The organism is Serratia sp. TMDUHS_CL (assembly GCF_037137105.1).
GTDB classification, from domain to species: Bacteria; Pseudomonadota; Gammaproteobacteria; order Enterobacterales; family Enterobacteriaceae; genus Serratia; species Serratia nevei.
Map to the genome: position 1 here is coordinate 596,486 of NZ_JBBBDV010000002.1, position 16,393 is coordinate 612,878.

Below are 16,393 nucleotides of genomic sequence, written 5' to 3' on the forward strand. Positions count from 1 at the left end.
CCTTGTCAATCAATGGCCGTAACGCAAACGCAGCGCCTCCGGATAAGGTTCGAAATAGCGTTGTTCCGCCAGATAGCGATCGGGGTATTCCGCCATGTAATGCTTGAGCAGCGCAATCGGCGCCAACAGCGGCTGCATGCCCTGCCGGTAGCGGTCGATCAGGTGCGCCAGCTCCTGGCGCTGCGCCGTACTGAGCTGACGGCGGAAATAGCCCTGCACGTGCATCAACACATTGGTGTGGTTGCGGCGCGTTGCCTTGTGCGCCAACAGCGCCATCAGGCGGCTGCGGTATTCCACGGCGAAGGCCTCCAGCGAGTCCCAGCGGTGAATATCGGCGACGAAGCGCCCCAGCTCCCGATACGCCGGCTGCGAATGCGCCAGCAGCGACAGCTTATAGCGGCTGTGAAACGCGATCAGCCCGCCGCGGGTCAGCCCCTGACGCCACAGCATGTTCAGCTCGTACAGCGCATACACCCGTTCAATGAAGTTTTCCCGCAGTGCCGCGTCCTGCAATCGTCCATCCTCTTCCACCGGCAGCCACGGCATCTGGCGCAGCAGTTCGGCGGTAAACAGACCGACGCCGTTTTTACGCGAGTCCTTGCCGTTTTCGCTGTAGACCCGCACCCGCTCCAGGCCGCAGCTCGGTGACTTGGCGCAGACGATGTACCCGCACAGATGTTGCAAGGCCGCCACGCGCTGCGCGGAGAAGCCGCGCATCTCCTCAGTCAGATCCACGCCGGCGTCGTTGCTGTAGCGCATCGCCGGCCACGGCTGCGCCTGTTTCACCAGGCGCAGCGCCGGGCGCGGCGTAGGCAGCCCGATCGCCATTTCCGGGCAAACGGGCTCAAAGCGCACATAGGGCGCCAATTGTTCCACCGCAAAGGCCAGCCGCTTGTGGCCGCCGTCGAAACGCACCGTCTCGCCCAGTAAACAGGCGCTGATGCCGATAGGGATCTTGTCACTCATACCGCTCTCCCGTGTTGTTGGCCGATGAGGAAAGTGTAGAAGAATGGCTTGCCGAATACGACCTTGCGCTTGATAGGGGCGGCCAGAGGCATAAAAAAACCCCCGCCGCAGGGCGAGGGTTTTTTCGTGAATCGACAGTGGCTCAGTAGAAATCGCAGGACGCCAGTTCCGCCTGCTGCAGCCAGACCGGCTTATCGCTGGTTTTTGACCAGACGCGGTGCAGGTAGCTGTAAAAACGCCCGCGATCGCTGCGGAACAGCATCACCGGCAGGGCCAAAATGCCCGCGATAACCACTGCGCTGCGGCGCAGGAGAATCCGATGCAATGAATAAGCGTGATAGGTAGTAGACATGCGAACCTCCTTAAAAACGCCTGCCGTTGATTTGTCAGGGAAAACGGCGTCGGCGTATCAAATGAACAATCGGTAATTTGGTAACTGAGCAAAATTTTAGCGCACTTGATGAAAGTTTACTACTCATCCGACCACTAAATCGCACAAAAAATCGCTAATCGCCGCAGCGATCCGTAATTTTGTTACAGCCAAGTTAATTTTTAACTTACCATGGGTTACATTGTGGTTATTATCCGGGTGGTTATTTCCCGCTTACGCCCGTTCGCCCTGCCCCATCAGGGGCAATCTCGCCACCGGCCTGATGGTTGAAGCGCTGAATTTCCGCTGAAATTTCAGCCATTTTTATACTTTTTTTACACCCGCCCGCGCGATTTTTTCATCTTCTTTCTACCCCTCTCCCTACACTGCCTCTATCAAAAACAACACCTCTGGAGGTGTCCCGTGAGTTTCAGCGTTATTGGTGGTGCGCTGTTGGTTCTGCTGCTGTTGGCCTATTTGGTCTACGCCCTGTTTAACGCGGAGGATTTCTGATGGCGGCTTCAGCCTTTTTACTGATCGCCAGCTTCCTGCTGGTGCTTCTGCTGCTAGCCCGGCCGCTGGGCGGCTTTATGGCGCGCCTGATCGAAGGTGAGCCGTTGCCTGCGCTGCGCGGGGTAGAAGCCGGCGTCTGGCGCGCCTGCGGCATCCGCGCCACCGAGATGAACTGGTGGCAGTACGCGCTGGCGATCCTGGCGTTCAACCTGCTCGGCCTGGCGCTGTTGTTCGCCCTGCTGATGACGCAGGGCTCGCTGCCGCTCAACCCGCAAGGCTTCCCGGGCCTCTCCTGGGATCTGGCGCTCAACACCGCCGTCAGCTTCGTCACCAACACCAACTGGCAGGCCTACAGCGGCGAAAGCGCCCTCAGCTATTTCAGCCAGATGGCCGGGCTGGCGGTGCAGAACTTCGTCTCCGCCTCCACCGGCATCGCCGTGGCCTTTGCGCTGATCCGCGCCTTTACCCGCCGCGCCGGCAACACCGTCGGCAACGCCTGGGCCGATCTGTTCCGCATCACGCTGTATGTGCTGCTGCCGATCGCGCTGCTGATCGCCCTGTTCTTCGTCAGCCAGGGCACGCTGCAAAACTTCCTGCCTTACCTGCACGTCACCACGCTCGAAGGCGCGCAGCAGACGCTGCCGATGGGGCCGGTGGCCTCGCAGGAAGCGATCAAAATGCTCGGCACCAACGGCGGCGGCTTCTTCGGCGCCAACTCGGCGCACCCGTTCGAGAACCCAACCGTGCTGACCAACTTCGTGCAGATGCTGGCCATCTTCCTGATCCCCTGCGCACTGTGCTTCTCCTTCGGCCAGTTGGCCGGTGAAAACCGCCAGGGCCATGCGCTGATCTGGGCGATGGCGCTGATCTTCGTGGTGGCGGTGGTCGTGGTGATGTACGCCGAACAGGCGGGCAACCCGCACCTGAGCGCGCTGGGCGCCGACAGCAATATCAATATGGAAGGCAAAGAGTCGCGCTTCGGCATTCTTGCCACCAGCCTGTTCTCGGTGGTGACCACCGCCGCGTCCTGCGGGGCGGTTAACGCCATGCACGACTCCTTCACCGCGCTGGGTGGCATGGTGCCGATGTGGCTGATGCAGATCGGTGAGGTGGTGTTCGGCGGCGTCGGCTCCGGCCTGTACGGCATGCTGCTGTTCGTGCTGCTGACGGTGTTTATCGCCGGTCTGATGATCGGCCGCACCCCGGAATATCTGGGCAAGAAAATCGACGTTTACGACATGAAGATGACCGCGCTGGCGATCCTGGTCACGCCGACGCTGGTGTTGCTGGGCAGCGCGCTGGCCATCGGCACCGACGCGGGCCGCGCCGGCATCCTCAACCCGGGCGCCCACGGCTTCAGCGAAGTGCTGTACGCCCTGTCCTCCGCCGCCAACAACAACGGCAGCGCCTTCGCCGGGTTGAGCGTCAATACGCCGTTCTACAACCTGCTGTTGGCCTTCGCCATGTTTGTCGGCCGCTTCGGGGTGATCCTGCCGGTGCTGGCGATCGCCGGTTCGCTGAGCGCCAAACAACGCCAGCCGGCGGGCAACGGCACCCTGCCGACCTATGGGCCGCTGTTTATCGGCCTGCTGATCGGCACCGTGCTGCTGGTGGGCGCGCTGACCTTCGTGCCGGCGCTGGCGCTGGGCCCGGTGGCCGAGCATTTGCAGCTTTGGTTGGCAAACTAACAGACGTCACAGAGAGAGAATAAGAGATGACTCGCAAACAACGCGCGCTGTTTGAACCGGCCCTGGTGCGCACCGCGCTGATCGATGCGGTGAAAAAACTGGACCCTCGCGTTCAATGGCGCAACCCGGTGATGTTCGTGGTGTATATCGGCAGCATTCTGACCACCGCCATCTGGCTGGCGATCCTCACCGGCCAAACCGACGGCGCCGCCGCCTTTACCGGCAGCGTCTCCCTGTGGCTGTGGTTCACCGTGCTGTTCGCCAACTTCGCGGAAGCGCTGGCCGAAGGGCGTAGCAAGGCCCAGGCGGAAAGCCTGAAGGGCACCAAGAAAACCAGCTGGGCGAAAAAACTGGCCGGCCCGCGCCGCGACGGCGCCACGGAGAAAGTGGCCGCCGACAGCCTGCGCAAGGGCGATATCGTGCTAGTGGAAGCCGGCGACACCATCCCGTGCGACGGCGAAGTACTGGAAGGCGGCGCCTCGGTAGATGAAAGCGCCATCACCGGTGAATCCGCGCCGGTGATCCGCGAGTCCGGCGGCGACTTCTCCTCGGTCACCGGCGGCACCCGCGTGCTGTCCGACTGGCTGGTGGTGCAGTGCAGCGTCAACCCGGGGGAAACCTTCCTCGATCGCATGATCGCCATGGTGGAAGGCGCCAAACGCCGCAAAACGCCGAACGAGATCGCACTGACTATCCTGCTGGTGGCGCTGACCATCGTGTTCGTCCTGGCCACCGCCACCCTGTTCCCGTTCTCGCAATACAGCGTGGAAGCGGCCGGCAGCGGCAGCGTGGTCACCATCACCGTGCTGGTCGCGCTGCTGGTCTGTCTGATCCCCACCACCATCGGTGGCCTGCTGTCCGCCATCGGCGTGGCCGGGATGAGCCGCATGCTCGGCGCCAACGTGATCGCCACCAGCGGCCGCGCGGTGGAAGCCGCCGGCGACGTGGACGTGCTGCTGCTGGATAAAACCGGCACCATCACGCTCGGCAACCGCCAGGCTTCGGAGTTCCTGCCGGCACCGGGCGTGAAAGAGCAAGAGCTGGCGGATGCCGCGCAGCTGGCCTCGCTGGCGGACGAAACGCCGGAAGGCCGCAGCATCGTGGTGTTGGCCAAACAGCGATTCAACCTGCGCGAACGCGATCTGCAGGCGCTGAACGCCACCTTCGTGCCCTTCTCCGCCCAGACCCGCATGAGCGGCGTCAACGTGCAGGAGCGCATGATCCGCAAAGGCGCAGTGGATGCCATTCGCCGTCACGTCGAATCCAATCAGGGGCACTTCCCGCGGGCGGTGGACGATCTGGTGGAAAGCGTGGCGCGCACCGGCGGTACACCGCTGGTGGTGGCGGAAGGCGCCCGAGTGCTGGGCGTGGTGGCGCTGAAGGACATCGTCAAGGGCGGCATCAAGGAACGCTTCAATGAGCTGCGCAAGATGGGCATCAAAACGGTGATGATCACCGGCGATAACCCGCTGACCGCGGCGGCGATCGCCGCCGAAGCCGGGGTGGACGACTTCCTGTCGGAAGCCACGCCGGAAGCCAAGCTGGCGCTGATCCGCCAGTACCAGGCGGAAGGCCGCCTGGTGGCGATGACCGGCGACGGCACCAACGACGCCCCGGCGCTGGCGCAGGCCGATGTGGCGGTGGCGATGAACTCCGGCACCCAGGCCGCCAAAGAGGCGGGCAACATGGTCGATCTGGATTCCAACCCGACCAAGCTGATCGAAGTGGTGCACATCGGCAAACAGATGCTGATGACGCGCGGCTCGCTGACCACCTTCAGCATCGCCAACGACGTGGCCAAATACTTCGCCATCATTCCGGCGGCATTCGCGGCCACCTATCCACAGCTGAACGCACTGAACGTGATGCATCTGCATTCCCCGGCCTCCGCCATCATGTCGGCGGTGATCTTCAACGCCCTGGTGATCGTGTTCCTGATCCCGCTGGCGCTGAAAGGGGTGAGCTACAAACCGATGAGCGCCGCGGCCCTGCTGCGCCGCAACCTGTGGCTGTACGGGGTCGGCGGCCTGCTGGTGCCGTTCGTCGGCATCAAACTGATCGACCTGATCCTGGTCGCGCTGCACGTCGCCGGTTAACCATTGAGGGAAATGAACATGACTTATTTACGACCTGCGCTGGTGATGCTGATCCTGCTGACGCTGATCACCGGCATCGCCTATCCGCTGCTGACCACCGGGCTGGCGCAGCTGCTGTTTCCGGGTGCGGCCAACGGTTCGATGCTGTACCGGGGCGACAAGGCGGTCGGCTCCGCGCTGATCGGCCAGAACTTCACGCGCGCCGACTATTTCTGGGGCCGCCCATCGGCCACCGGCGATTCGGCCTATAATCCACTGGCCTCTGCCGGCAGCAACCTGGCGGCCACCAACCCGGCACTGGATAAGGCTATCGCCGAGCGCGCAGCGCAGCTGCGCCAGGCCAACCCTGCGATGAGCGGCCCGATCCCGGTCGATCTGCTGACCGCCTCCGGCAGCGGGTTGGATCCGCAGATCTCGATCGCCGCCGCACAGTATCAGCTGGCACGAGTCGCGGCGGCACGGCATCTGCCGCCGGAACAGATCGCCAAACTGATCGAAGACAACACCGATCGGGCCACGCCCAACTTCATGGGGGAATCGGTGGTGAACGTACTGAAGCTGAACCTGGCGCTGGATGCGTTGAAGTAACGCGCCGTATTCAGCATAGTGATAGGGTTCGGCATGCCGAACCCCTTTTTGCTTGGTAACACAAGGAATTGTCATGGTCGAAGAAGAGCAGCAGCGCCCCGATCCCGATAGCCTGCTGGCGATGGCCAATGAAAAACCGCGCGGCCGGTTGAAGGTATTCTTCGGCGCCTGCGCCGGCGTCGGCAAAACCTACGCCATGCTGCAGGAAGCCCAGCGTTTGCGCGCTCAGGGGCTGGACGTGCTGGTCGGCGTGGTGGAAACCCACGGCCGCAGCGAGACCGCCGCCCTGCTCGACGGCCTGACGCTGCTGCCGCAAAAACGCATCCAGCATCGCGGCCGGCTGGTGCATGAATTCGATCTCGACGCCGCGCTGGCGCGCCACCCGGCGCTGGTGCTGATGGATGAACTGGCGCACAGCAACGCTCACGGTTCGCGCCACCCCAAACGCTGGCAGGATGTGGAAGAGCTGCTGGATGCCGGCATCGACGTGCTGACAACCGTCAACGTACAGCATCTGGAAAGCCTGAACGACGTAGTGGGCGGCGTGACCGGCGTGCGGGTGCGTGAAACGGTGCCCGACCACGTGTTTGACGAGGCCAGCGAAGTGGTGCTGGTCGATCTGCCACCGGACGATCTGCGCCGGCGGCTGCACGAAGGCAAAGTGTATATTCCCGGCCAGGCCGAGCGCGCCATCGAGCACTTCTTCCGCAAAGGCAACCTGATCGCCCTGCGTGAGCTGGCGCTGCGCCGCACCGCCGATCGGGTCGATGACCAGATGCGCGAGTTTCGCGACACCCAGGGGCGCGAGAAAGTGTGGCACACCCGCGACAGCATTCTGCTGTGCGTCGGCCACAACAGCGGCAACGAAAAGCTGGTGCGCATCGCCGCCCGGCTGGCGGCGCGGCTCGGCTGCCACTGGCATGCGGTCTATGTGGAAACCCCCAAGCTGCACCGGCTGCCGGAAAACCAGCGCCGCGCCATTCTGCGCGCGCTGCGGCTGGCGCAGGAACTGGGGGCAGAAACCGCCACGCTGGCCGATCCGTCCGAAGAGCGCGCGGTGCTGCGCTATGCCCGCGAGCATAACCTCGGCAAAATCATCATCGGCCGCCGCAGCGAGCAGCGCTGGAAGCTGCGCGGCAGCTTCGCCGATCGCCTCGGCCGGCTGGGCCCGGATCTCGATCTGGTGATCGTGGCGCTGGAGAGCGACACCGCACAACCGCCGCCGGGCAAGGAGCACGACGGCCGCAGCTTCAATGATAAATGGCGCATGCAGCTGCGCGGTTGCGTGGTCGCGGTGGCGCTGTGCGCGCTGATTACCCTGCTCTCGCAGTGGCTGCTGCCGGGCTTCGATCAGGCCAACCTGGTGATGGTTTATCTGCTCGGCGTGGCGATCGTCGCGCTGTTCTTCGGCCGCTGGCCGTCGGTGCTGGCGGCGGTGATCAACGTCGCCAGTTTCGATCTGTTCTTCGTCCAGCCCGAATGGTCGTTCGCCGTCAGCGACATGCAGTATCTGCTGACCTTCGGCGTGATGCTCGCCGTCGGCATCATCATCGGCAACCTGACCGCCGGGGTGCGTTATCAGGCCCGGGTGGCGCGCTACCGCGAGCAGCGGGCGCGCCACCTGTACGAAATGTCGCGCGGGCTGAGCCGCGCGCTGACCGTGGCCGACATCGCCAACACCAGCCGCCACTTCCTCTCCAGCAGTTTCCAGGCGAAAACCGTGCTGCTGCTGCCGCAGGAAGACGGTCGCCTGCAACAGATGGTCGGCGAGGAAGGCGGGCTGCTGTCGGTAGACGAGGCCATCGCGCGCTGGAGCTTCGACAAAGGCCTGCCGGCCGGCGCCGGCACCGACACCCTGCCCGGCGTGCCTTACCAGCTGCTGCCGCTCAATACCCCCAAGCAGACCTTCGGCCTGCTGGCGATCGAACCCAACAACCTGCGCCAGCTGATGGTGCCGGAACAGCAGCGGCTGCTGCAGACCTTCGCGGTGCTGATCGCCAGCGCGCTGGAGCGGCTGCACCTGGCGCGCAGCGCCGAAGAAGCCAAGCTGGACGCCGAGCGCGAACAGCTGCGCAACTCGTTGCTGGCGGCGCTGTCGCACGATCTGCGCACGCCGCTGACCGTGCTGTTCGGCCAGGCGGAAATTCTCACGCTGGATCTGGCGGCCGAAGGCTCCAATCACGCCACCCAGGCCAGCCAGATCCGCCAGCAGGTGCTGAGCACCACCCGGCTGGTGAACAACCTGCTGGATATGGCGCGCATCCAGTCCGGCGGTTTCAGCCTGCGCAAAGAGTGGCAGTCGCTGGAAGAGATCGTCGGCGCCTCGCTGCACATGCTGGAGCCGCTGCTCAGCCAGCATCCTATCGTGGTCGAACTGCCGCCGGAACAGATCCTGGTCAACTGCGACGGCAGCCTGCTGGAGCGGGTGTTCACCAACCTGTTGGAAAACGCCAATAAATACGCCGGCGCCGAGGCCACCATCGGCATTCGCGCCCGCACGCTGCCCGAGTGGCTGGAAGTCGAGGTCTGGGATAACGGCCCCGGCATCCCCGCCGATCAGCTGCAGCTGATTTTCGACAAGTTTTCACGCGGCAATAAAGAGTCGGCAATCCCCGGCGTCGGCTTGGGGTTAGCGATTTGCCGTGCCATTATTGAAGTGCATGATGGCCGCATCTGGGCGGAAAACGGCGCCAACGGCGGCGCCAGCTTCCGCTTCGTGCTGCCGCTGGAAAAACCGCCCGAGATCGACGGCGACGCCTTCGATCTGTAATCAACGCAGGGGAAACGTGAGCATAACGCCAACCAACATTCTGATTGTTGAAGATGAAAAAGAGATCCGCCGCTTCGTGCGCACCGCACTGGAGAGCGAAGGCCTGCGGGTATTTGAAAGTGAAACGCTGCAGCGTGGGTTGATTGAAGCCGGCACGCGCAAACCGGATCTGATCATTCTTGATTTGGGCTTGCCGGACGGCGACGGGCTGAGCTACATCCGCGATCTGCGGCAGTGGAGCGCCATTCCGGTGATCGTGCTGTCGGCGCGCAACGCCGAAGAGGACAAAATCGCCGCGCTGGACGCCGGCGCCGACGACTACCTCAGCAAACCGTTCGGCATCGGCGAGCTGCTGGCGCGGGTACGGGTCGCACTGCGTCGCCACTCCGCCAGCCAACAGGAAAGCCCGCTGATAAGCTTTTCAGAAATCACCGTCGATCTGGTGAATCGCCGGGTACTGCGCAACGACGAAGATCTGCATCTGACGCCGATCGAGTTTCGCCTGTTGGCGGAGCTGCTGGCCAACGCCGGCAAAGTGATCACCCAACGCCAACTGTTGAGCCACGTCTGGGGGCCGAACTACGTGGAGCACAGCCACTATCTGCGCATCTACATGGGCCACCTGCGGCAGAAGCTCGAAGCCGATCCGGCCCGGCCCAAACACCTGCTGACCGAAACCGGCGTCGGCTATCGCTTCATGCCTTAACCCCGGCGGGCGCGGTTTGCCGCGCCTTTACGCCGCCGGCCCCTTCTTCAATCCGACCATAAATTCTTTAAACGCATCGCGCAGCGGAGCGAACACCGGGTGTTTGCGGTTTTCGATCATCACTTCGGAGAACAGCTTCAAGCCTACGGCGAAGGCCGCGCTCTGCTCGGGGCCGAAGTTCAGATCGTCACGCGCCCGGATGCGTTCGACGATATCGAGAATATCGTCGTGGTTGGTCACTTCAAAACTCAGCGGCGCTTTCTCGACGGGATTGCCCTGGCGATCGCTCAGGGCTTCAACGGTAATAGTAAAACGGTGGCCGGGCATCAGTTCTTCTCCTGCTGCGTGGGTTGAATATGCATTTCGCTTTCGATCGCCGCCACGGCGGTCAGCAACGCGGCGTTGATGCGCTCCACCTGCTGCGGCGTGAGATCGGCGCGCATCACGTTGCCGCGCAGCAGGCTGCGCAGGCGGTTCATGGCGTCGTAGATGCCTTCCGCCAGATTGCCGTGCCGATGATGCTCGCGGCCGGCGCCCGCCAGACGCGCCAGAATGACGTCAACCACCTGTTGATGCTTTTGCAGCTCGCCCTCGCCCGCGGCGGTGATGCGGTAGCTTTTGCGGCCGTTGCCGGTGGTGAGCGGCTCAAGGAAATCCTGCTCTTCCAGCAGCGTCAGCGTGGGGTAAATCACCCCCGGGCTCGGCACGTACAGGCCGGATGACGCCTCCTCAATCGCCTTGATCAGCTCATAGCCGTGGCTGGGCTTGCGCGCCACCAGCGCCAGCAGTACCAGACGCAGATCGCCGTGCTCGAACAGACGGTGACGCCCGCCCCGGCCGCCGCGCCCACCCCGGCCGTGCTCTTCGCCTTCGCCGCCGAAGTGATGGCGCCCACCGCGATGACGGCGGCCCTCTTCGCATTCATGATGGTGGTGATGCCGGTGTAAACCTAATCGATGAAACATAGGGTGATACCTCGCTTTAACAGTGAACATCAATACGAGGTTGTTTAGATATATCTAAACAGCGTCGATGACGCTAATCTAGATCGATATATCTAAATGCGCAAGCGTGCGCCGGTAAAAAGATATATCTAAATTGCAGGCATAAAAAAAGCGCTGTAAAAACAGCGCTTTTTATCAATCAAGAAAAGCGATTACTTGGCGGAGGCCAGCACTTCGCTGACGATCTCGACCGCTTCGTGCTCGATCTTCTCGCGGTGTTCCGCCCCGAGGAAGCTCTCGCAGTAGATCTTGTATGCGTCTTCGGTACCGGAAGGACGGGCCGCGAACCAGCCGTTGTCGGTCATCACTTTCAGGCCGCCAATCGACGCGCCGTTGCCCGGTGCCGCAGTCAGACGGGCGGTGATCGGGTCGCCCGCCAGGGTATTGGCCTTGACCATCTCCGGCGACAGCTTGGACAGCGCCGTTTTTTGCGCCGCAGTCGCTGGCGCCTGGATGCGGTTGTAGCTTGGCGCACCGAAGCGTTTGGCCAGATCGTCATAGTGATGCTGCGGGTTTTCACCGGTTACCGCGGTGATTTCAGCCGCCAGCAGACACATGATGATACCGTCTTTGTCCGTCGACCACGGTTTGCCGTTGAAGCGCAGGAACGAGGCCCCGGCGCTCTCTTCGCCGCCGAAGCCCAGGCTGCCGTCGAACAGGCCGTCCACGAACCACTTGAAGCCGACCGGCACTTCCACCAGCTTGCGGCCCAGGTCGGCCACCACGCGGTCGATCATCGCGCTGGACACCAGCGTTTTACCGACTGCGACATCAGCGCCCCACTGCGGGCGATGCTGGAACAGGTAGTTGATGGCTACCGCCAGATAATGGTTCGGGTTCATCAGGCCCTTCGGCGTGACGATGCCGTGGCGGTCGTAATCCGGATCGTTGGCGAACGCCAGATCGAATTTGTCGCGCAGCGCCAGCAGGCCGGCCATCGCCGACTCGGACGAACAGTCCATGCGGATGATGCCGTCGTGGTCCAGGTGCATAAAGCGGAAGGTCTGATCGATGGAATCGTTCACCAGCGTCAGATCCAGCTTGTAGTGCTCCGCCACGCGCTGCCAATAGGCGATGCCGGAACCGCCAAGCGGATCCACGCCCAGTTTCAGGCCGGCGCGTTGGATGGCCGGCATGTCGACCACCTCAACCAGGCCTTCGACATAAGGCTGCACCAGGTCTTTGGCATGCAGGTGGCCGCTGTTCCAGGCCTTGTCCAGCGACTGGCGCTGAACGCCTTTCAACTGTTGCGCCAGCAGTTCGTTGGCGCGCTTTTCAATCACCGACGTCAGGTTGGTGTCGGCCGGGCCGCCGTTCGGCGGGTTGTACTTGATGCCGCCGTCTTCCGGTGGGTTATGGGACGGCGTAATGACGATGCCGTCGGCCTGCGCGCCGCCGCGGCGGTTGTGGCACAGAATGGCGTGCGATACCGCCGGCGTTGGCGTGAAACCGTTATTTTCCTGCACGATCACATCGACGCCGTTGGCGGTCAGCACTTCCAGCACGGAAATGAAGGCCGGCTCGGACAGCGCATGGGTGTCTTTGCCCACGTAGCACGGGCCGGTGGTGCCCTGCTGATGACGAACTTCGGCGATCGCCTGAGCGATGGCGAGGATGTGCGCTTCGTTGAAGCTGTGACGCTGCGCGCTGCCGCGGTGGCCGGAGGTGCCAAACTTCACCGCATGTGCGGGATTGCCGGCTTCCGGTTGCAGCACATAGTACTGCGACGTCAGCTGGGCTACGTTGATCAGATCGCTTTGGCGGGCGGGCTGCCCGGCACGTGGATTATTCGCCATCGACATATCTCCCTCATCCCTGTCGGTGACCGGGCAAATACGTCGCGCACGGCCATCATGACGGGCTGTTCGCTAAATTAGACGGTACCGCAAACTTTCTCGATCAGTTCCGCCGGGAACTGCATGGCCTGCATGATATGTTCAATCATGCTGCGTTTGCGGCCGGTATTGGTATTGGTGATCACCCAGTAAGGGGTGCCCGGTACATGCTTCGGCTTGGTATGCGTGCCGTTGGCCAGCAAGGTCTGCTGATCGCCGGCGAAATAGGTGCGGGTACGGCCGGTCAACGCCTCGGTGGCGGCGGCGAAACCGGCGGCATCGAGGGTATACAGCGTGGACAGCACCAGCATGAAACGGTTGACCGCTTTGTTCTGCTCGGCATATTCATCCGACAACAGCAGCTCGCGCATGGCGCGCACGCGATCGCGCGGACGCTGCGCCGGCGCCGTTTTTTCCAGCTCGACGGACTGCGGCGCACTGGCGGCAGGCAACGCGCGCACCGGTTGCCCGGCGGTGAATTTCAACATGCGGCGTAAAATATCGGACGCGCTTTCACCGATGTGTTGCGTGTGGCTGGCAATATAACGGTAAAGCTCTTCGTCGACTTCAATAGTTTTCATCTTTATCCAATACTGTTTTTTCTACTTAGAACCTGAAGCCAGATCCTGCATTCAAGCCATGGGATTATAAGGTTAAAAGCGCTGGGGCGAACACAACAATGTGCCTCCGGACGGAAAATGCAGACTAATACCTATAGCCGGCACTGCCAAGCCCGCGCCGCGAAAATTCCGCATGATTCATCGTGCGATTCAATCATGATACCCTAATCTGAATCTCTCTCAGTATGAACTTCGCCATGAAATTACATTATCAACTGCTGGCCGCCGAGTCAGACGCGCTGCCGGTGCTGCTGATCCACGGGCTGTTCGGCAATCTGGACAACCTGGGCGTGCTGGCGCGCGATCTGCATAAACAGCACACGGTGATCAAGGTCGATCTGCGCAACCACGGCCTCTCCCCGCGCGCCGACGACATGAACTACGCCGCCATGGCGCAGGATCTGCTGGCGCTGCTCGACGAACTGCAGCTGGAGAAAGCGATCGTCATCGGCCATTCGATGGGCGGCAAAGCGGCGATGGCGCTGACCGCCATCGCGCCCGAGCGCGTCGCCAGGCTGATCGTCATCGACGTCGCGCCGGTGGATTACCAGACCCGCCGCCACGACGAGATCTTCGCCGCGCTGAAGGCCGTCAGCGCCGCCGGCATCACCCAGCGCCAGGCGGCCGCCCAGCTGATGCGCGACTACCTGCAGGAAGAAGGCGTGATCCAGTTCCTGCTGAAGTCCTTCCACAACGGCGAATGGCGCTTCAACCTGCCGGTGCTGATCGAACGCTACGAAGACATCACCGGCTGGCAGGATGTGCCGGCCTGGCCGCACCCGACCCTGTTCATTCGCGGCGGCCTGTCGCCGTACGTGCAGGACAGCTACCGTGCGGCCATCGCCCGCCAGTTCCCGCAGGCCCGCGCGCACGTCGTCGCCGGCACCGGCCATTGGGTGCACGCCGAAAAACCGGAAGCGGTGCTGCGCGCCATCCACCGTTTCCTCGACGAAGCCTGAAAAACGCGCTCGCCTGGCGAAAAAACGCGCTAAAGATAACGGCTTAGCGCGTTTAGCCCGCAGTTAGGCATTGTCGTCGCTCCATCTGCTGGGGTAATATGGCGCGCTATAATTTTGCCGCCGCGCCAGCGCGTTCGCGAACGCCGGTTCGGGGGTGAATTTGGGTTAGGGTTTATTGGCCCGAAGTGTGTTAACCGATGCCTCCGGAAGCGTGCGAGCGCTTTTTGATGCAAACTCCCTTGCAGTACCGCTACCTATGGCAAAAGAACAAACGGATCGCACGACGCTGGATCTGTTCGCAGATGAACGCCGTCCGGGGCGCCCGAAAACCAACCCGCTTTCCCGCGATGAACAGCTTAGAATCAATAAGCGCAATCAGCTACGGCGCGATAAAGTGCGTGGATTGCGGCGCGTAGAGCTGAAAATCAACGCGGATGCGGTGGACGCCCTGAACAAACTGGCGGAACAGCGCAACATCAGCCGCAGCGAACTCATCGAGCAGATGCTGTTGGCACAACTGGCGGAAGAACAGCCGGAACATTGATCTCTTCGGCCGCACGCGCGGCGCGGCGTTAAGGACAACGCCGGATCGACCACGCTTTTCTTCATTCTCCGGCATCGCATAAATGCGATAAAACCCCGGCGCCACTTTCTGGCATGATACGCATTTACCGGTAAGAGACTGCGCCTGTCGGCGCCCGCCCCGGAGGCGAAAGGCTCTTGCCATGGCATCATTTTAATCGGCGTCAGCGGCGGCAGTGCCGGCGTCGAGTAATGCAATTACTTGAATTTAAAGGTTATACGCGATATGGCTACTGTAGGCATTTTCTTTGGCAGCGACACTGGCAATACCGAAAACATTGCCAAAATGATCCAGAAAATTCTCCAGAAACAGTTTGGCGACGACGTCTCTGAAGTGCATGACATCGCTAAAAGCAGCAAAGAAGACCTGGAAGGGTTCGATATCCTGCTGCTGGGTATCCCGACCTGGTACTACGGTGAAGCGCAGTGTGACTGGGATGATTTCTTCCCGACGCTGGAAGAAGTCGACTTCAACGGCAAACTGGTGGCGCTGTTCGGCTGCGGCGACCAGGAAGACTACGCGGAATACTTCTGTGACGCGATGGGCACCATCCGCGACATCATCGAACCGCGTGGCGCGGCCATCGTGGGCCACTGGCCGACCAAAGGCTACCACTTCGAGGCCTCCAAAGGCCTGGCGGACGACAACCACTTCATCGGTCTGGCGATCGACGAAGACCGTCAGCCTGAGCTGACCAACGAGCGCGTGGACGCCTGGGTCAAACAAATCGTCGAAGAGCTGAGCCTGGCCGATATCGTCGGCTAAGCCCCGGCACTGGCGAAAGGTTGAACAAAGGCCCTGTAAAGTGCATAGTGTGCCCACAGGGCCGTCATCGGCAGCAGGGATTGCTGCGATAGAAGCTACAGATTTGTAACTTCCCACCCCGTCACGGTAGACTGAGATATCGGTTTATCCCATCCATCAAGGCGTTGCATGCAAAACATGCAATAGTGCAATTATATCTTTGTTAACAACCGGCGGTTTCCATTTAGTACAACCGGTTCTATAATGAGACGCATTAACTCTTTGTGCCGACCGATGCCACAGGCGAGTACGCCTCAACTTGATTAGCATAGTAACAGGACTGAATTCGCATGACCGACAACAACATCGCATTGAAGAAGGCCGGCTTAAAAGTCACGCTTCCGCGACTCAAAATCCTGGAAGTACTGCAAAATCCGGAATGCCATCACGTCAGTGCGGAAGATTTGTACAAAAAACTGATTGATATGGGCGAAGAGATCGGGCTGGCAACGGTTTATCGCGTACTGAACCAGTTTGACGATGCGGGCATTGTGACACGTCACAATTTCGAAGGCGGCAAGTCCGTGTTCGAGCTGACCCAACAGCATCACCACGATCACCTGATTTGCCTGGACTGCGGCAAAGTGATCGAATTCAGCGACGAATCCATCGAAGTGCGGCAGCGTGACATCGCCAAGCAGCACGGCATCAAACTCACCAACCACAGCCTGTACCTGTACGGCCACTGTGAAACCGGTGACTGTCGCGAAGACGAAACGCTGCACGACAAGAAATAAGCCTGACCGGCTATGAAAAACCGCCTCACACCGAGGCGGTTTTTTTATGCCTGCCGTGCAAAGGGCAAAAAAATCCCCGGACCAGCCGGGGGAAAATCATGTCATGAAATATCACAATTGCAGCGGCACTGCTACTCCACGTACTACTCTCACT

The 16,393-nt window shown here is 61.5% G+C and carries 16 protein-coding genes; 10 read left to right on the forward strand and 6 right to left on the reverse strand.

The window, feature by feature from the left end; all coding sequences use genetic code 11:
• Positions 1–9: 9 nt before the first annotated feature.
• Together WCL58_RS06645 and WCL58_RS06650 are read right to left on the reverse strand one after the other, a co-directional pair.
• Positions 10–966 carry a YbgA family protein gene (locus WCL58_RS06645; protein ID WP_100396174.1) on the reverse strand — a complete coding sequence of 319 codons (957 nt, stop codon included), beginning with the start codon at positions 964–966 and terminating at the stop codon, positions 10–12.
• 142 nt (positions 967–1,108) lie between these two features.
• Positions 1,109–1,318 carry a YbfA family protein gene (locus WCL58_RS06650; protein ID WP_004939916.1) on the reverse strand — a complete coding sequence of 70 codons (210 nt, stop codon included), beginning with the start codon at positions 1,316–1,318 and terminating at the stop codon, positions 1,109–1,111.
• A gap of 441 nt (positions 1,319–1,759) precedes the next feature.
• Here WCL58_RS06650 and WCL58_RS06655 point away from each other — a divergent pair, with 441 nt between their 5' ends.
• The 6 genes from WCL58_RS06655 to kdpE all read left to right on the forward strand — a co-directional run bounded on the left by WCL58_RS06655 (position 1,760) and on the right by kdpE (position 9,697).
• Positions 1,760–1,849, forward strand: a complete 90-nt coding sequence (locus tag WCL58_RS06655; RefSeq protein ID WP_016928742.1) for a K(+)-transporting ATPase subunit F — start codon at positions 1,760–1,762, stop codon at positions 1,847–1,849.
• Positions 1,849–3,537, forward strand: coding sequence for a potassium-transporting ATPase subunit KdpA (gene kdpA, locus WCL58_RS06660; RefSeq protein ID WP_336850760.1), 1,689 nt, complete (start codon positions 1,849–1,851; stop codon positions 3,535–3,537). The genes WCL58_RS06655 and kdpA overlap by 1 nt, the downstream gene beginning before the upstream one ends.
• Before the next feature lie 26 nt (positions 3,538–3,563).
• The gene (gene kdpB / locus WCL58_RS06665; protein WP_060440513.1) at positions 3,564–5,633 is read left to right on the forward strand and encodes a potassium-transporting ATPase subunit KdpB; all 2,070 of its coding nucleotides are present in this window, start codon (positions 3,564–3,566) and stop codon (positions 5,631–5,633) included.
• 18 nt (positions 5,634–5,651) lie between these two features.
• Positions 5,652–6,221 (forward strand): potassium-transporting ATPase subunit KdpC, encoded by a 570-nt coding sequence (gene kdpC / locus WCL58_RS06670; RefSeq protein WP_084827872.1) that lies wholly within the window; start codon positions 5,652–5,654, stop codon positions 6,219–6,221.
• Between the two features lie 73 nt (positions 6,222–6,294).
• A complete protein-coding gene (kdpD, locus tag WCL58_RS06675; protein WP_087763325.1) occupies positions 6,295–8,991 on the forward strand; it encodes a two-component system sensor histidine kinase KdpD in 2,697 nt (898 codons plus the stop codon).
• A 16-nt stretch (positions 8,992–9,007) separates the two neighbouring features.
• Positions 9,008–9,697, forward strand: coding sequence for a two-component system response regulator KdpE (gene kdpE, locus WCL58_RS06680; RefSeq protein WP_038877506.1), 690 nt, complete (start codon positions 9,008–9,010; stop codon positions 9,695–9,697).
• 27 nt (positions 9,698–9,724) lie between these two features.
• On the opposite strand, the gene WCL58_RS06685 is transcribed toward kdpE, so the two are convergent.
• The 4 genes from WCL58_RS06685 to seqA all read right to left on the reverse strand — a co-directional run bounded on the left by WCL58_RS06685 (position 9,725) and on the right by seqA (position 13,117).
• Positions 9,725–10,024, reverse strand: coding sequence for a DUF3861 domain-containing protein (locus WCL58_RS06685; protein ID WP_038877504.1), 300 nt, complete (start codon positions 10,022–10,024; stop codon positions 9,725–9,727).
• Complete coding sequence (locus WCL58_RS06690; protein ID WP_060423604.1) at positions 10,024–10,662, reverse strand: PadR family transcriptional regulator; 639 nt, start codon at positions 10,660–10,662, stop codon at positions 10,024–10,026. Before WCL58_RS06690 ends, WCL58_RS06685 begins: the two co-directional genes overlap by 1 nt.
• Before the next feature lie 191 nt (positions 10,663–10,853).
• Positions 10,854–12,497, reverse strand: a complete 1,644-nt coding sequence (pgm, locus tag WCL58_RS06695) for a phosphoglucomutase (alpha-D-glucose-1,6-bisphosphate-dependent) (protein ID WP_187322101.1) — start codon at positions 12,495–12,497, stop codon at positions 10,854–10,856.
• A gap of 77 nt (positions 12,498–12,574) precedes the next feature.
• A complete protein-coding gene (gene seqA, locus WCL58_RS06700; RefSeq protein ID WP_049201976.1) occupies positions 12,575–13,117 on the reverse strand; it encodes a replication initiation negative regulator SeqA in 543 nt (180 codons plus the stop codon).
• A gap of 224 nt (positions 13,118–13,341) precedes the next feature.
• Between seqA and ybfF the strand changes: the two genes are divergently transcribed.
• The 4 genes from ybfF to fur all read left to right on the forward strand — a co-directional run bounded on the left by ybfF (position 13,342) and on the right by fur (position 16,239).
• Positions 13,342–14,115 (forward strand): esterase, encoded by a 774-nt coding sequence (gene ybfF, locus WCL58_RS06705; protein ID WP_197808171.1) that lies wholly within the window; start codon positions 13,342–13,344, stop codon positions 14,113–14,115.
• A gap of 256 nt (positions 14,116–14,371) precedes the next feature.
• Positions 14,372–14,659, forward strand: a complete 288-nt coding sequence (gene ybfE, locus WCL58_RS06710) for a LexA regulated protein (RefSeq protein ID WP_004939936.1) — start codon at positions 14,372–14,374, stop codon at positions 14,657–14,659.
• A gap of 264 nt (positions 14,660–14,923) precedes the next feature.
• Positions 14,924–15,463 carry a flavodoxin FldA gene (gene fldA / locus WCL58_RS06715; RefSeq protein WP_004939938.1) on the forward strand — a complete coding sequence of 180 codons (540 nt, stop codon included), beginning with the start codon at positions 14,924–14,926 and terminating at the stop codon, positions 15,461–15,463.
• 329 nt (positions 15,464–15,792) lie between these two features.
• Positions 15,793–16,239, forward strand: a complete 447-nt coding sequence (gene fur / locus WCL58_RS06720) for a ferric iron uptake transcriptional regulator (RefSeq protein ID WP_019454058.1) — start codon at positions 15,793–15,795, stop codon at positions 16,237–16,239.
• The last annotated feature ends 154 nt before the right edge of the window (positions 16,240–16,393 follow it).

Bases quoted from the DNA above. Each gene is read 5' to 3' on its own strand.
- WCL58_RS06645 (WP_100396174.1), bottom strand. From the start codon at position 966: ATGAGTGACAAGATCCCTATCGGCATCAGCGCCTGTTTACTGGGCGAG.
- WCL58_RS06650 (WP_004939916.1), bottom strand. From the start codon at position 1,318: ATGTCTACTACCTATCACGCTTATTCATTGCATCGGATTCTCCTGCGC.
- kdpA (WP_336850760.1), top strand. From the start codon at position 1,849: ATGGCGGCTTCAGCCTTTTTACTGATCGCCAGCTTCCTGCTGGTGCTT.
- kdpB (WP_060440513.1), top strand. From the start codon at position 3,564: ATGACTCGCAAACAACGCGCGCTGTTTGAACCGGCCCTGGTGCGCACC.
- kdpC (WP_084827872.1), top strand. From the start codon at position 5,652: ATGACTTATTTACGACCTGCGCTGGTGATGCTGATCCTGCTGACGCTG.
- kdpD (WP_087763325.1), top strand. From the start codon at position 6,295: ATGGTCGAAGAAGAGCAGCAGCGCCCCGATCCCGATAGCCTGCTGGCG.
- WCL58_RS06685 (WP_038877504.1), bottom strand. From the start codon at position 10,024: ATGCCCGGCCACCGTTTTACTATTACCGTTGAAGCCCTGAGCGATCGC.
- WCL58_RS06690 (WP_060423604.1), bottom strand. From the start codon at position 10,662: ATGTTTCATCGATTAGGTTTACACCGGCATCACCACCATCATGAATGC.
- pgm (WP_187322101.1), bottom strand. From the start codon at position 12,497: ATGGCGAATAATCCACGTGCCGGGCAGCCCGCCCGCCAAAGCGATCTG.
- seqA (WP_049201976.1), bottom strand. From the start codon at position 13,117: ATGAAAACTATTGAAGTCGACGAAGAGCTTTACCGTTATATTGCCAGC.
- ybfF (WP_197808171.1), top strand. From the start codon at position 13,342: ATGAACTTCGCCATGAAATTACATTATCAACTGCTGGCCGCCGAGTCA.
- ybfE (WP_004939936.1), top strand. From the start codon at position 14,372: ATGGCAAAAGAACAAACGGATCGCACGACGCTGGATCTGTTCGCAGAT.
- fldA (WP_004939938.1), top strand. From the start codon at position 14,924: ATGGCTACTGTAGGCATTTTCTTTGGCAGCGACACTGGCAATACCGAA.
- fur (WP_019454058.1), top strand. From the start codon at position 15,793: ATGACCGACAACAACATCGCATTGAAGAAGGCCGGCTTAAAAGTCACG.